Origin of the sequence: Bacillus carboniphilus (genome assembly GCF_020524035.2) — a bacterium.
In the GTDB taxonomy this organism is placed as follows: Bacteria; Bacillota; Bacilli; order Bacillales; family JAIVKR01; genus Bacillus_CC.
This window is the reverse complement of record NZ_CP129013.1, coordinates 2,479,753-2,493,890: the sequence shown is the minus strand read 5'-3', so window position 1 is coordinate 2,493,890 and position 14,138 is coordinate 2,479,753. Positions and strand designations below refer to the sequence as shown.

Sequence of the window (14,138 nt, the reverse complement as noted above, 5' to 3'; positions counted from 1 at the left end):
GTTGAAATGATAAAATCTTTGTTATTTTTAATTATAACTCTAATAGTAAGTCCATCATTAATAAAATGGTCTTATAAAGGTGATATAGTTGCAAAAATACTAGGCTATTCAATTGCTTTTTTCTTTGTAGCAGTAAACTTTATTTTAGGGGCAGAAATATTTTTTGACTATCATGTTGATGACTATATTATTTGGACACTAATGATTATGTTACCTATTTCAATATTTATTAGCATGATTATTAAATATTTTATCGGTGATGAAGAAGATAAAAAAATTGTGAGATTTTATTTTCTATTTATATTAGGATTGTTTACCTTTGTGATTCTATTTGGGTTATTTTTGAAGTATATTTAGTTGAAGTCACAATAACTATATTATAAAAAACACTTATAATGTGTGGCATGTAAACAAATTATGTGTTTTGTTACAAGCTTCAAAAAACATAATAATATTCAAAAGTAGCACAGATCATTGTTATGGTTTGTGCTACTTTTTAGCAGGAACACTTTGCGATTCACTTGAAAAATTTTAAAATGATCCTAAAGCTAAGAAGTTAGGTACCTCAACATCGTCATCAACAACAAATGTTATCGTGCCCCCTAAAGCCCTAGAAACTATTAACTCACAATAAACTGCAGGAGGACTGGGGAAATGATATATTTTTTAATAATTGTTTTAATTTTAATACTTACAGGCCCACACTTAGTGAAGTTTGTTTTTTTCAAGGAGTCACCTTTTAAGTTGTTTTTCCTTTCATTTATTATCTTGTTTATAGCGATGACTGTGGTGATGGGAATAAATGAGCTTACAAAATCGTATGTACCCAAAATGGTGATATTAATCATTTTGTTTACTCATGCTTTTATGGTTTTTTTAGGAATAGTAATAGGGTATATAAAAAGTGAAGAAGTGGTTAGAAATAATTTAAAAACAGTTGGTTTGGTCTTTTCTATAGTTTTTGCGTGTATTTTTTTATTTGGAATTATATTGAAATATATATAAGTCTTTACTAGGGATTAGAAAAGATTTTTCCTCACATTGAAATGTAAATAAACTTATGAGAATGTATGGGTTGGAAAATGACAATTAGATGTGATTATTTTAAATTATATGTAATTGCTCAAGTGTTATTTGATGAATAAGCTTTTGTATAGGACGCTAATAAAATAGCGTTCTTTTTTTGCTTTAAGGGGGAAACCCTTAATATATAAGCGTTTATCTAAAACGTTTTGTCAGTCAAAAGATGCGGCAAAATGGGCAGAAACACATGCTACGTCGGTAGCTGTGGGGGCTGGATTTAGTTCAGGTATTGCTGCTGAATTGATGGGTAAGGTAGTGAAGAAAATTTTTCCCGATCTTCCGGAAAGCAAGTGGAGTACAGTACCGTCTAAAATGCATACTTTGATAGGCGATGATGGAAACAAAAATTTCCGGAATGTGCCAGAACAGATGAAAAGAGTAAAAGATGTAAAAAACTTAGCTTTAAATGCAGGGAAGTCATTTACTTATGGTCCAGGGATTGGAGTAGCAGCGGATGCTGGTGTATACGCATATAACAATGGGAATTTAGAAGGTTTTGATTGGATATCGTCGTCTGTTAATAATGGCGCGGTTACTGTTATTGGTGCGGGAGTAGGTGTAGGTATTGGTGTTGGATATAGTTTCGTCAATAGTCAAACAGGTTGGAGTTTTTCTAAAGCGTTAGGGATTGAAAAAGACTGATGTAAGGAAGGGTTGAAATGATAAAGTTTGGGATATTTTTAATCATAACCATAATAGTGGTTCCATCATTAATAAAATGGTCTTATAAAGGTGATTTAGCTTCAAAAGTATTAGGTTATTCAATTGCTTTTTTCTTTTTAGCAGTAAACATAATTTTAGGGGCGGATGTATTTTTTAATTATAGCGTAAATAATTATATTATTTGTATTTTAATGATATGTTTACCAATTATGGTTATTATAGGAGTTGTAATTAAATATATTATTGGTGATGATGAAGATAAAAAAAATGTAAGGACATATTTTATTTTTCTATTTTGTTTATTAGGTTCATTTTTTCTTTTTGTTATATTAATGAAGTTCCTTAAAGAAGTACTTTACTAAAAGCTAGTGTATTGAGGTATACTGCTCCCTTGTGATGACTTACTATCACAAGGGAGCTTTTTTTTGATTTAGAACCCTGGTGTGACTGATAAATAAAATGATACAATTATCGCTATTTTATAAAGTAATCAGCTCTGCTGAAAAAGAAGCCCCACATATTGGGGTGACTGTACCATTTCGGGCGAATCGTTTGGATTCGGTGGAGCAAATCATGGATGGACAAGATCCTATAATCACTCAAAATTTCTATAATGGCGATGGACAACGTATTGAAAAAAAGGTTAACGGAACCTCATGGAAATATATGTATGATAGAGGGAATCTTCTGTATACATCAGATAACAACCATAATAAAGCGACGGAACATGTGTTAGACCCATATGGTGGAATTGTGACGTCCAAGAGATTTGATGGCAACTACAAAAATAACTATTTCTTTTATCACTATGATATGCGTGGTAGTGTTACTTCGATCTTAAAGCCCACCGGTGAACGGGTAAAAGGATACGACTATGATGAATTCGGTAATTTAGAGGAAGTAGGAGATAAATCGTTCCTAAACGAAGTGAAGTTCACAGGGGCTGTTCATGATCAGTCCACGGGTTTACACTATATGAATGCACGTCACTATAATTCAAATACAGGTCGCTTTATTTCTCAAGATACGTATAAAGGTGTGGCTCATGATCCTTGGTCACAACATTTGTATTCGTATACGACCAATAATCCAGTTAATTATATTGATCCAACAGGACACGCTCCTGCCTATATCGGACATGACGGAAAAGCACATGTAGCGATTCCCGTTCATCAAGGGGATGGTACATTTACTTGGAGAGCACCATATGCTGAAAAAAGTAAGTCAGCAGGAGACTGGATACAAAATGGGTTAGATGTTTTAGGAATGGCCGGATCTACTCCAATGGGTGCCAGTCCGATTGTTCAAGGTATTGCTTTGGGAGCAGACTTACTTAATGCAGGTATCTTTCTTGCAAAAGGAGAATTTAAGAATGCTGGACTAACAGCAGCATCTGCGGTACCATACCTTGATTACTTGAAGGCTGGTAGGGCGACGAATAGTTTTGTTAAAAATGGAACTAAATCTAGTGAAAATGTAGTATATCGTGCATTAAATCAAAAAGATGCTGAAAGGGTTAGTCAGGGACTTGGATTAGAAGCTAAGAATCCAAATGGGACATGGGGTCTGAAGGAGCACTTGGTTAGTGGCTCAAGTAGATCTTCATGGGCGAATGATCCATTCATATCTACAACTACTGATAAAAATATTGCTAGAGGTTTTAATAATTCCGGAAGTAATTTAGGAATAGCTAAAATTGATTTGAATAAAGTTCCATCTCAAAATTATAAGGGGTATGAAATTTACCCTAGACAAAATGGAAAAGAAGGATTACCATATCACTATTCAATTTGGCAACAAGAAATTTCTATATACCAAAGTATACCTAATAATGCTATAAAGGGGTTTGTGAAATGATAAATGGCAGGATAATTGAAATTGAACAAATCATTGATAATTTAATGGTTGATATACTGGTACCTCTAAGGACTTCTAAATCTATAAATCATGATGCATTTAATAAGCTATATAATATATTAAATGAAATAATACTACAAGTAAATGGTGAGGAATTGATAAGAAGGAATTTAGTTGGAATGTTATATTTTATATACATTTCAGTTGCATCGGAAGCAGATCACTCGCATTCAAGTTCAATTTTTATGGAAGTTGCTAAATTAGAAGATCACCTAAGTCGTATATTTTGGGATTCTCCATTTAAAAAAGAGATTTAAATAAATCTTTGGAAAGGAATAGTATATGAAGGTATTTTTTTATAAGGTTAACGATGAATACGGTTGTTTTTCAAATTTCTCATCTTATGGATTTGAGATCGATAAACAATTTTGGTTGACTAGTGAACACTATTTTCAAGCACAAAAATTTGCTGGTACCAATTATGAAGAACAAATTAGACGGGCAGTATCTCCAATGGAAGCGGCCATTATGGGGAGAGATAGAAATAAGCCACTAAGGACAGATTGGGAGGAAGTTAAAGATGATGTTATGAGGTTGGCTGTATTAAGTAAGTTTACGACTAATAATGATATACAAGAAATTTTGCTTTCAACAGGAAATAAGATTATTGTTGAAAAAACCTCAAATGATTATTATTGGGGATGCGGAAAAGATGGATCTGGGAAAAACATGCTAGGGAAAATCTTAATGGAAGTGCGAGATCAGTTAAGAAATAATATATCAAACTAAGTTTTTAGAACTTGAATGACTATACGTCTTTCAAGTTCTTTTTTTAGTGGTTTTGAAAACCCCTGGCTATGCCGGGGGTTCAGGAAAGCTTACAGCGTGGTATTAAAAAAACCTCACTTCATGGTAGGATAAAGTTGGTTTCCCGACCACTCCATTTCACCATAGAAGGAGGTATGTCCCTTTGAAGGACATGAATAGTTTAGCACACACCACTTGGAATTGTAAGTATCACATCGTTACAGTAAAAGATGCGGCAAAATGGGCAGAAGCACATGCTACGACGGTAGCTGTGGGGGCTGGATTTAGTTCAGGTATTGCTGCTGAATTGATGGGTAAAGTCGTGGAGAAAATTATACCCGATCTTCCAGAAAGTAAGTGGAGTACAGTATCGTCTAAAATGCATACTTGGATAGGCGATGATGGAAATAAAAAATTCTGGAATATGCCAGAACGGATGAAAAGAGTAAAAGATGTAAAAAACTTAGCTTTAAATGCAGGGAAGTCATTTACTTATGGTCCAGGGATTGGAGTAGCAGCGGATGCAGCGGTCTTCTATGGAACTAACAATGGAAGTTTAGATGGTTTCAACTTGAAGGCTTCTGCATTTAATAATGTAGCCGTTTCAGCCATTGGGGCTGGAGCAGGTATTGCGTTAGCTGCGACAGGTGCACCCGCTTTGCTAGTTGCAGGGGTAGGAATAGGAATTGGTGTAGGATTCAGTGTTTTAAATAGTCGAACAGGTTGGAGTTTTTCTAAAGAGATAGGGTTGGAATAAGACTAAGGAGAGTTGAAATGATAAAATCTTTGTTATTTTTAATTATAACTCTAATAGTAAGTCCATCATTAATAAAATGGTCTTATAAAGGTGATATAGTTGCAAAAATATTAGGCTATTCAATTGCTTTTTTCTTTGTAGCAGTAAACTTTATTTTAGGGGCAGAAATATTTTTTGACTATCATGTTGATGACTATATTATTTGGACACTAATGATTATGTTACCTATTTCAATATTTATAAGCATGATTATTAAATATTTTACCGGTGATGAAGAAGATAAAAAAATTGTGAGATTTTATTTTCTATTTATATTAGGATTGTTTACCTTTGTGATTCTATTTTTATTTCTCAAGATACGTATAAAGGTGTGGCTCATGATCCTTGGTCACAACATTTGTATTCGTATACGACCAATAATCCAGTTAATTATATTGATCCAACAGGACATGCGCCTGCCTATATCGGACAAGATGGAAAAGCTCATGTAGCCATTCCCGTTCATCAAGGGGATGGTACATTTACTTGGAGAGCACCATATGCTGAAAAAAGTAAGTCAGCAGGAGACAGGATACAAAAGGGGTTAGATGTTTTAGGAATGGCCGGATCTACTCCAATGGGTGCCAGTCCGATTGTTCAAGGTATTGCTTTGGGAGCAGACTTACTTAACGCAGGTATCTTTCTTGCAAAAGGAGAATTTAAGAATGCAGGTATAAGTTTAGTATCCATACTTCCTTTTGGTGATAGCCTTAAAGAAACAAAATATGGAGTTGGTTTTGCTAAAAGTACAGCAAAAAACAAAACTGTTTGGAACAAAATAAAAGCTACTCAACCGGTGAATCCTGGTACTAATATTCCAAAATCTTTTGAAATGTCAACTGATAATGGTAAATTTTGGGTTCATGCGAATGCAACTAAGCACATGGTTGAATATTCAGAAACTAGGTATTATTCACATGGTAGAGGCATGACAGAACAAGGAATGTTAAAAAGTTTTAATTCTGCAGTAGAACATGCTCCAGTTCAAGGAATTAAATTTGAAGAAATAATGAATATTGATCAATGGGAATTAATATTCAGTAAACCAAGGGGTCCTGGTCAATTCCCAGTAGTAAAACATGCGGTGTTTAGACCTTAAAGGAGGAATAAAGTTGCTAAAACTATCCTATGTAACTGAACCAGTTAGAGAACATTTAGAAATAGATCAGTTTATTCCAATTAATGTTACTTGGCATACTGATAGGCCAAAAGGAAATGGTAATTTGTACTGGAGGGCGACAGACAAAACATCCTTACTAGAAATTGGAATTGAACCAAATGATGGATTAATAAATTCTATTACATTAACAATTATTCAGGATGTAAGAAATGAAATAAAAGAAAATATTGGAGATGACATTAGAATTCAACAAGGATTACCAGCTTTCAATATTAGTGGATGGCCAAAAAAAAGATTTGAGGATGAGATAATAAAAGTTAAAGTTGGATATAGCAATAATGTGTTGCATATCTTCTTTTCTGATAATTTTAAGGTTAATTTAATAATAACCAATGATAGGGTTAGTTTTGGGTTTGATGAACAAAACAATCTATGTTTGATTGTCATAGATAATCTTAATGAAATAGAAAATAAAATTTTAAGAGATTCATTAAGTATTTAATGGCTTCAGCAAGAAAATTGTGATTTATGGTTTGTTAATACTGAAAAAGCCTAATTGCTCTCAGTTTAAATCTGGGAAATTAGGATTTTTATGATTGAAGGGGTGCGGCAAGAATTCTTTTTTTGAGCCACTTACAAATAGGATGCACCGTATCATTTCGTGCAGAACGTATGCTAAGCTCGATTATAGACAAAAAAGGGGTACGTGAACCCTAATGGGAATAAGTGCCGGCGTGGGTGTTGGAATAGCTCTTATTGGTGCACCAGCATTGGCAGTCGGAGCAGTAGGTGTTGGCATTGGTGTGGGATATAGCATAATTAATAGTACTACTGGTTGGAGTTTTTCGAAAGCTTTGGGATTAGAGGATGAATGATCAAAGGAGAAAAAATCATGATTCAATTCTTTGTGTTTTTTATTATATCTGTTATAGTAATGCCATTTTTAATAAAACTTTTCTTACAAGGAGATTTGGCAGCAAAGTTGATATCATTTTCATTTATTTTTTTTATGGTATCTTTGAGTATAGCCTTTATATTTGATAATTTTGTAGAGGATGTTAGTAACAATGTCTTTTTAGCAATTATTATCATACAGATTGTATCGCTGGTCTTCGGTGTAATTGTAAAATATATTATAGGAAGTAATGAAGATAAAAAAAACGTTAGGTTGTATGGGATTTTTCTACTATCCTTAATTGTTTTTTTAACCGTTTTTGTATTGTTTATGAAATTTCTTAAACAATTACCCTGAATTATTCATAGCATAAAATTCGCATGCATTATTTGGAATTTATTAGTGAGATACGCTCGATTTTTCATAATGAAATGAAAAATTGGATAGGAAATCAGTTAGTTTGTTTAGATCCCTCTATATAATAACCATTATTTTGAATTAATCATTAAAAAAGGGCAGACTCCTCCTATGGTGATAAGTCCAGTTTTTAAATGTAATATTTTAGAATTAAATTTGATTTCTTATTCTATTTGGGGTAAACGATGAATGTTTTGGAGTGTAGACCAAAACTCTTTTTTATACAAACAACTTCCACACATCTTAAAGGGGTACCAGGGAGATACGTGTAAAAATAGGACATAGACTGGTGAATTTAACCAACCTAATTGTAAACACATTATATATTTATAATAAAGATCGATCATTTGTAATAAAGTTTGATCGTTTATATAAAAGTTTAACCGTTTTGAAAAAAGACGAACCGTTTTAAATAGAATTTTCCAATGTAAATGCTAATAGAAAAGGATTTAAAAGATTTTTGATCAAACTTTATTCCATTATCAAGACCTAGATTAAAAAACCGAGTGACCACTATCCTTCATTTTTTAAAGGAGTGGAAACTCGGATTTCATGGAAAGTAACACTATCTATGCTTGAATTTTAGAAACAAGCGATCAACCTGCATATATAATAGAGAAAACAAAATTCCTACAAGAACTACAGATATAGAAGAACTACTTTTTAGAAAATTCAAAAAGTCTTCTGGCTTGAAAACAGCCGCTAATAGATAAGGTAATACTGCCCCACCAAGAGCATGCAGGATAAGCATTGTACTATTTTTTTTATATTTGACTCTTTTGTCTACGAATATTTCTGAAATAGTAGACCACAAAGGTGCATAAAACAAAAGAATTGGAATTGCAAACAAAGCGATATAAAATAAAGCATCTAAAATATCAATCCCCATTAGTAAACTATTTAGAAGAAATATTGAAGAACATAATATTAATACTATTATTCCTACAAAAAATTTTCTAGTTAAAATATTTGTTATAGTCATCTTCTTTCCCTCTTTTAAAAGAATGGATCATTATATATCTCTTTTTCTTTTCTAGAGACAGGGTATAAAAACCTAAATCCTTCATGAGAATGTCGATATAGTACATAATAATCATCTCCTGGATAATTATGAAGATACATTTCATGTGAAGGAGCTCGGTCATGAACAACTTTATGATAGCCTGACCCATTTACATTTACTCTTGAATAATATTCCACATTAATATCTGGTGAAAGAGGAGCAAGAGGATTATTAGAAGCAATCTCTACTCTATGATACCAGTTACTAGATGTAGTATTTTTGTAAGTTAGTTGAATATCAGAAATTGGAGCTGTATCTCTATCATTTACTCTTCCAAACATATCATATCCTATTGTCTCACCAATTTCTCTTCGTTGTTTAATATACTTTTTCCCACTATGGGTTTTTGTTAACCACACAGTAGAACGAACCCTAAATTTATCATCTTGATCCCATACAGAAAACCCTCTACCGTCTCCGTGAAACTTATAATTACCATTGATACAAGTAACTGCTAGGGCTGCACAAAAAGGGTTAACTGCATCATTTAGTGGTATAAAGGCATTATAAGTAAGTAGATACCCATATCCAGGTGGTGCATTCGAAGGTGAAGCCACCTTAGATATGTCAGACCCCTTATCTATATCTTGAAAAGCACTTGTTGTCTTAACAATAGCAGTTATTTCCTTAGGTTCATAATATATGTCTATAAGACTAACCGCACACAAGCCTTCTTATTATGATGCTAAAACTCAGTATATGTTGTACTAAACAAGAAAAAAAGATAAGGAAAAGTTCTGAAATTGATGAATGAACTTTTCCTTACGGAATATGCCCTTTTAGTGATAGCTAGTTATATAATTAGATGTGTTAGAAGTGTATATACCTATCAATAATCATAATGTAATACATCAATGTCAGAATACCATTGCATTACATCTTCGTTAATAACGTAACCTCTAAAGTGAGTAAGTATGTCCAAAATAAGTGTTCTATTGTAAGAAGAATCTACCATTGACCAATCTAATTTGTAATTTGCTCCATTTTCTAGCGTAAAGGAACCATCATTATCAAAATCCCCTCCACTCGGGGTGTAAAAGAAATTAGTAAAATAACCATTTGTTTTGTCACCTTCACCACGCATCTTGATACCACTAGGAGCGTTCCATTCGAAATCGATAGATAAAGATGCTGGGAAACCGAAGTTAAAAGAATAATCTTGTCCATTGTTTAACTCTACATCATCGGTATCAGGTGCCCAATCATATAATTTATCCTCTACCCAATAGTTATCAATATCAGTCTGAAAAGCATTAGTCACAGTTTGATAATATTCATTGCTGTAATATCCTTTACCTGTCCATCCTTGTGTATCCTGAACTACACTAAAATAGTCATAATCAGATTCAGTACCACCGTTATCATATATTTTATAATCGGTTATTGCTTTACCTACCAACACTTGTTCAGAAATATCGTGATGATACCAAGTATCCCATGCCCATACAGTTTTTCTTACAATTCCTTGGAATTCACCTTGGGTGGTTGTTTGTAAACTTGTATTCACAGTTTTATTAGGGTTCTCATAAATTTCTTTCATATCTTCTATAAACATATTTATTTTATCTTCTTTTAGATTATTCTCTTTATCTTTTAAATATTCATTCATGATATTTTTTACTTCAAATTTGGTAGAATCGTTAGGGAAAGATACTGTTTCATAATCTAAAGTTAATTTACCATAAATATTATGAATAGTAATTTGAGTGGTTACAGATTTAGTAGGTACGACGTTTTTCAAATTGTTTTCTGGTGGGGAAATTTTCTTAGGAGAATTTAGATTCTTACTTTTAGTATTATCATATTTGGTTAATGATGGTATTTTTTTGTCTTGAATAATTTCATTGTTAATTTTATCACGATCAATATCATCTCCTTCAATTACTAAAGTGTTATCTTGTATTTTCAGAAAATCTTTGACATCCTCAACGTTTTTTAGGACTTGTTTTTCTGTCATAAACCTAATTTCTCCAAGTTCTTCATCGTTAATTGCATATGCAGCGAAAGGAAAAACTATAAAATACGCCATTGACAAAAGTAACAAACCAAACAATTTTTTCAAAACTACAACCACTCCTTTTTAATTTTTAATGCTTTCAGTGTAAAGTATAATGGAATATATAAGGGAATTCAAGAGATCGGAGGGATTTATTTGGAAAAATTAAACAAATATTTACAAACAATTTCTTTGTTATTCATTGCATACTTTTTGTGGAGAATAGCTGAAAAAATGGATTCGGTTGACCATAATATGAGAAATATTGTTAATTATTTAAAATTACTAAAAAATCTTTGATGCTTATTTGGCTTAGTGACAGGGTAGCTGTTCTAGGCCGCAAAGTAATGTCAAGCATTAAAGGCAGCTACTTATTAATATGCAACTCATAGTCGTAATTATATGAACAAAGGTGATGTAAAGATGAATGAAAATCCGGTAATTCTTATAGAACATAAATATGGTGATGGTGAAATTATAGAGATAGAAAGAACTATAGATGAAACCCTAGATATAGTCATTGATCATGGCGAATACAGTACAAGAAGTTATGATAATGGAGGTGAAATTTGGCGAGAGGCAAAAAGACGTGGGTTAAACGTTAATATGTACCTTAAGAAAACGTTTGGATAGGACGCTAACATAATAGCGTTCTTTTTTTGCTTAAAGGTAACTTTTTTCAGCACATAAGTAGAATTATGTGCGGTATTTTCCTTGAAGTATATTTTGAACTTTTGATTAAAGAGCCTGAAAGGGAAGAATGAAGGAGGAGCTAATGAGGAGAAAAAAATATCGTAAGAAAAAAGACGTTAGTCTGACAAAACTGGTTACAATTGTCGTTGTCGCAGGGACATACCTATATACGAGGTCAGTCTCATATACGATATATAGCGGTTTATCGGTCATCATCCTAAGTCAAATGATTAAAACGCTTGAACAATCGAGATATGAGAAAAAGCTTCGCAATAGTGGGATTCGAGAGATTGGTAAAATGAATGGTTATCAATTTGAGTATTATTTAGCTGCTCTATTAAAAGGTCTTGGGTACAAAGTGAAAGTTACTCAAGCAAGTAATGATCTTGGAGCAGATCTGATCATTTCAAAAGATGGAGAAAAAATTGTTGTTCAGGCAAAACGATATTTCAATAAAGTAGAAATCAAAGCAATACAAGAAATCGCATCCGCTTAAGCTTATTACAATGCATTAGACGCATGGGTTATCACCAATAACTACTTCACAAAATCCGCAAAAGAACTAGCAAAAAACACAGGAACAACCCTTATGGGGTAGTGACAGGGTAGCTGTTCTAGTCCGCAGGATTAATCCTATTAAATGGTTAATAAGTTGTTTTGTTCAGAAACCCTTAGTTTTAGAACACAAACGAATTGAAAATATTATAAGGTTTTGGAAGCTTTGTTCGTGTTCAGAAACTCGTAACTTAATCAATGTCCATTAACCTAAAGAGATTTAAGTTATTGAACACATTTAGAGTTTATATGAAATTATTTTACCTATTTTTGTAAATAATCTTGCGGACTACAGCAAGAACCCTGTCACTATGCCTTATAGGGGTAGCGGGCATGATAGCCTCCTTTGGCGATGCCGATGTCGGAGCATCTGGTTTCTCGGCAACAGAATCATGCCCGCGGAGGGACCCTGTCAAGCGTCAAAATAAAACAAGTTTTCTTCGAGCATAGGTATTAAAGTGAACTAACTTTTTTGTGTCCGAAAATTTGACTCAGATCCAGCTAATGAAAGAGAATGATTAGTTCATTGAAAAATTTATAATATGGCTTAATTTTATCCGCTGTTTTTAAGTTCACCCATCTTACTTCTGAAATCGTCTAGGTATCTGGTATTGAAATTTCACCACTTATTATCCTTGTTTTTTATTTAGGAATCAGGTTTTAAAAAATTTAATAGATGGTACGTTCCTCTGTCATCTCTCATCTTTCCCACTCTCTGATTTTTGATGATGATACTTAACGAAAAAAGAGAGAATTAGTCCTAATAAGGAAAGGATGGAAAGGACCATAAAAGCAATGTTTGCTCCATATATGTCCGGATAGGGAATGTTCGAGCTTTGTTTTGCTGAATCCGCCGTATTGGTCATAACTGTAACGAGAATAGCAGTTCCTACCGAAGCAGCTATCATTTTCAACGTATTATCCATGGCTGTCCCATGTGGAATTAGTCTTTTTGGTAACTGATTCAAAGCAGCTGTTGCGACAGGCATCATAACCATGGAAATACTAAACATTCGAACCCCATAGAGGACAGTAAGATAAGTCAGCGTTGTCGATGGACTTAAAGTTGTAAACGCAAATGATGAAGCGGTCATGATGATTAAGCCAATCATCACCATCCATCTTGCACCAAATTTATCGAAAATACTTCCAACAATGGGTGACATCAACCCGTTAATCAGTGCACCCGGTAATAAAACAAGACCTGCTTCAAAGGCAGAAAATTGCCTCATATTCTGCATATAGAGTGGAATGATTGTCTCTGCTCCAAATAAGGCTATAAAACTGATCATTCCAATTGCTATGGCATATGGGAAGATTGAAAACGTAAAAACACGGAATTCGAGCATAGGATGTTTCATTTTTAATTGACGGAAAATAAATAAAAGCAACGATAAAACGCCAATTATGAGTGAAAGTAACGTAGCGGAATGGGACCAACTGTAGTTTCCAGCACTTGTAAATCCATAAAGTAACCCGCCAAAACCAAATGAAGACAATAGGATTGAAAGAACATCCAATTTAGGATTAGAAACCTCAGTGACATTTTTTAAAAAAAAGGAATGCAACGATAATATCGATAAGAGCAATAGGCAAAATAATAAAAAATAATACTCTCCATGAAAATTGAGATGTAACCCACCCTGATAATGCTGGACCAATGGCTGGAGCAAAGGATATCACAAGGCCGACAAGCCCCATTGCTGCACCACGCTTATTGACTGGGAAGATGAGTAAAAATACGGTAGTCATTAATGGAAGCAAGACTCCTGCTCCAACAGACTGAATGACTCTTCCTAAAAGGAGGATTTCAAAATTTGGCGCAATTCCAGTGATAACCGTTCCCACTGTAAATACACTCATAGCAGAGATAAACAACTGTCTTGTCGTAAATTTTTCTAATAAAAAGGCACTGATGGGAATCATGATCCCATTTACTAGCATAAAGACAGTAGTCAGCCATTGTGCGCTATTTGCAGTAACGTTCATTTCTTCCATAATTGGAGGGATTGCAGTAATCATTAATGTTTGATTCAAGATCGCAATAAAAACCCCTGCAAGCAAAAGAACGACTATGATTAATTGATTTTTTTCTTTTTTTATCATTTTTTTAGGCTCCCTAATCTTGATTTGAAAATATTCTGGTATAGCTTAACCTGATTTCTCTTATAAATACAAATATAATGCTTTAAG

General features: G+C 33.3%; 17 protein-coding genes and 1 pseudogene. 14 read left to right on the top strand and 4 right to left on the bottom strand.

Annotated features, from left to right (window positions below):
• Positions 1-6 precede the first annotated feature (6 nt).
• The 12 genes from LC087_RS12745 (at position 7) to LC087_RS12690 (ending at position 7,578) form a co-directional block, all read left to right on the top strand.
• Positions 7-357: a hypothetical protein gene (locus LC087_RS12745; protein WP_306019625.1), complete on the top strand. Its 351-nt coding sequence runs from the start codon at positions 7-9 to the stop codon at positions 355-357.
• 297 nt (positions 358-654) lie between these two features.
• Complete coding sequence (locus tag LC087_RS12740) at positions 655-1,005, top strand: hypothetical protein (protein WP_226543458.1); 351 nt, start codon at positions 655-657, stop codon at positions 1,003-1,005.
• Between the two features lie 333 nt (positions 1,006-1,338).
• Positions 1,339-1,725 (top strand): hypothetical protein, encoded by a 387-nt coding sequence (locus tag LC087_RS12735; protein WP_226543460.1) that lies wholly within the window; start codon positions 1,339-1,341, stop codon positions 1,723-1,725.
• Between the two features lie 17 nt (positions 1,726-1,742).
• The gene (locus LC087_RS12730; RefSeq protein WP_226543463.1) at positions 1,743-2,108 is read left to right on the top strand and encodes a hypothetical protein; all 366 of its coding nucleotides are present in this window, start codon (positions 1,743-1,745) and stop codon (positions 2,106-2,108) included.
• 97 nt (positions 2,109-2,205) lie between these two features.
• Positions 2,206-3,603, top strand: coding sequence for an RHS repeat domain-containing protein (locus LC087_RS12725; RefSeq protein WP_306019624.1), 1,398 nt, complete (start codon positions 2,206-2,208; stop codon positions 3,601-3,603).
• Positions 3,600-3,920, top strand: a complete 321-nt coding sequence (locus LC087_RS12720; RefSeq protein WP_226541418.1) for a hypothetical protein — start codon at positions 3,600-3,602, stop codon at positions 3,918-3,920. The genes LC087_RS12725 and LC087_RS12720 overlap by 4 nt, the downstream gene beginning before the upstream one ends.
• A gap of 25 nt (positions 3,921-3,945) precedes the next feature.
• Positions 3,946-4,392: a riboflavin biosynthesis intermediates N-glycosidase gene (locus tag LC087_RS12715; protein ID WP_226541419.1), complete on the top strand. Its 447-nt coding sequence runs from the start codon at positions 3,946-3,948 to the stop codon at positions 4,390-4,392.
• A 181-nt stretch (positions 4,393-4,573) separates the two neighbouring features.
• A complete protein-coding gene (locus LC087_RS12710) occupies positions 4,574-5,167 on the top strand; it encodes a hypothetical protein (RefSeq protein ID WP_226541420.1) in 594 nt (197 codons plus the stop codon).
• Positions 5,168-5,537: 370 nt separating this feature from the next.
• The gene (locus LC087_RS12705) at positions 5,538-6,305 is read left to right on the top strand and encodes a hypothetical protein (protein ID WP_226541421.1); all 768 of its coding nucleotides are present in this window, start codon (positions 5,538-5,540) and stop codon (positions 6,303-6,305) included.
• A gap of 13 nt (positions 6,306-6,318) precedes the next feature.
• Positions 6,319-6,828 (top strand): hypothetical protein, encoded by a 510-nt coding sequence (locus LC087_RS12700; protein WP_226541422.1) that lies wholly within the window; start codon positions 6,319-6,321, stop codon positions 6,826-6,828.
• A gap of 214 nt (positions 6,829-7,042) precedes the next feature.
• Positions 7,043-7,201, top strand: a complete 159-nt coding sequence (locus LC087_RS12695; RefSeq protein ID WP_226541423.1) for a hypothetical protein — start codon at positions 7,043-7,045, stop codon at positions 7,199-7,201.
• A complete protein-coding gene (locus LC087_RS12690) occupies positions 7,198-7,578 on the top strand; it encodes a hypothetical protein (RefSeq protein ID WP_226541424.1) in 381 nt (126 codons plus the stop codon). The genes LC087_RS12695 and LC087_RS12690 overlap by 4 nt, the downstream gene beginning before the upstream one ends.
• A 625-nt stretch (positions 7,579-8,203) precedes the next feature.
• Here the strand turns inward: LC087_RS12690 and LC087_RS12685 are convergent.
• The 3 genes from LC087_RS12685 to LC087_RS12675 form a co-directional block, all read right to left on the bottom strand.
• Positions 8,204-8,620 (bottom strand): hypothetical protein, encoded by a 417-nt coding sequence (locus tag LC087_RS12685; protein ID WP_226541425.1) that lies wholly within the window; start codon positions 8,618-8,620, stop codon positions 8,204-8,206.
• 14 nt (positions 8,621-8,634) lie between these two features.
• Positions 8,635-9,369, bottom strand: a complete 735-nt coding sequence (locus tag LC087_RS12680) for a hypothetical protein (protein WP_226541426.1) — start codon at positions 9,367-9,369, stop codon at positions 8,635-8,637.
• A gap of 161 nt (positions 9,370-9,530) precedes the next feature.
• The gene (locus tag LC087_RS12675; protein ID WP_226541428.1) at positions 9,531-10,763 is read right to left on the bottom strand and encodes a hypothetical protein; all 1,233 of its coding nucleotides are present in this window, start codon (positions 10,761-10,763) and stop codon (positions 9,531-9,533) included.
• Between the two features lie 357 nt (positions 10,764-11,120).
• Here LC087_RS12675 and LC087_RS12670 point away from each other — a divergent pair, with 357 nt between their 5' ends.
• Positions 11,121-11,330, top strand: coding sequence for a hypothetical protein (locus tag LC087_RS12670; RefSeq protein WP_226541430.1), 210 nt, complete (start codon positions 11,121-11,123; stop codon positions 11,328-11,330).
• A gap of 142 nt (positions 11,331-11,472) precedes the next feature.
• Complete coding sequence (locus LC087_RS12665; RefSeq protein ID WP_226541432.1) at positions 11,473-11,886, top strand: restriction endonuclease; 414 nt, start codon at positions 11,473-11,475, stop codon at positions 11,884-11,886.
• 751 nt (positions 11,887-12,637) lie between these two features.
• Here LC087_RS12665 and LC087_RS12660 read toward each other — a convergent pair.
• A pseudogene (locus LC087_RS12660) lies at positions 12,638-14,051 on the bottom strand (DHA2 family efflux MFS transporter permease subunit).
• Between the last annotated feature and the right edge of the window lie 87 nt (positions 14,052-14,138).

Bases quoted from the DNA above. Each gene is read 5' to 3' on its own strand.
- LC087_RS12745 (WP_306019625.1), top strand. From the start codon at position 7: ATGATAAAATCTTTGTTATTTTTAATTATAACTCTAATAGTAAGTCCA.
- LC087_RS12740 (WP_226543458.1), top strand. From the start codon at position 655: ATGATATATTTTTTAATAATTGTTTTAATTTTAATACTTACAGGCCCA.
- LC087_RS12730 (WP_226543463.1), top strand. From the start codon at position 1,743: ATGATAAAGTTTGGGATATTTTTAATCATAACCATAATAGTGGTTCCA.
- LC087_RS12725 (WP_306019624.1), top strand. From the start codon at position 2,206: ATGATACAATTATCGCTATTTTATAAAGTAATCAGCTCTGCTGAAAAA.
- LC087_RS12720 (WP_226541418.1), top strand. From the start codon at position 3,600: ATGATAAATGGCAGGATAATTGAAATTGAACAAATCATTGATAATTTA.
- LC087_RS12715 (WP_226541419.1), top strand. From the start codon at position 3,946: ATGAAGGTATTTTTTTATAAGGTTAACGATGAATACGGTTGTTTTTCA.
- LC087_RS12695 (WP_226541423.1), top strand. From the start codon at position 7,043: ATGGGAATAAGTGCCGGCGTGGGTGTTGGAATAGCTCTTATTGGTGCA.
- LC087_RS12690 (WP_226541424.1), top strand. From the start codon at position 7,198: ATGATCAAAGGAGAAAAAATCATGATTCAATTCTTTGTGTTTTTTATT.
- LC087_RS12685 (WP_226541425.1), bottom strand. From the start codon at position 8,620: ATGACTATAACAAATATTTTAACTAGAAAATTTTTTGTAGGAATAATA.
- LC087_RS12670 (WP_226541430.1), top strand. From the start codon at position 11,121: ATGAATGAAAATCCGGTAATTCTTATAGAACATAAATATGGTGATGGT.
- LC087_RS12665 (WP_226541432.1), top strand. From the start codon at position 11,473: ATGAGGAGAAAAAAATATCGTAAGAAAAAAGACGTTAGTCTGACAAAA.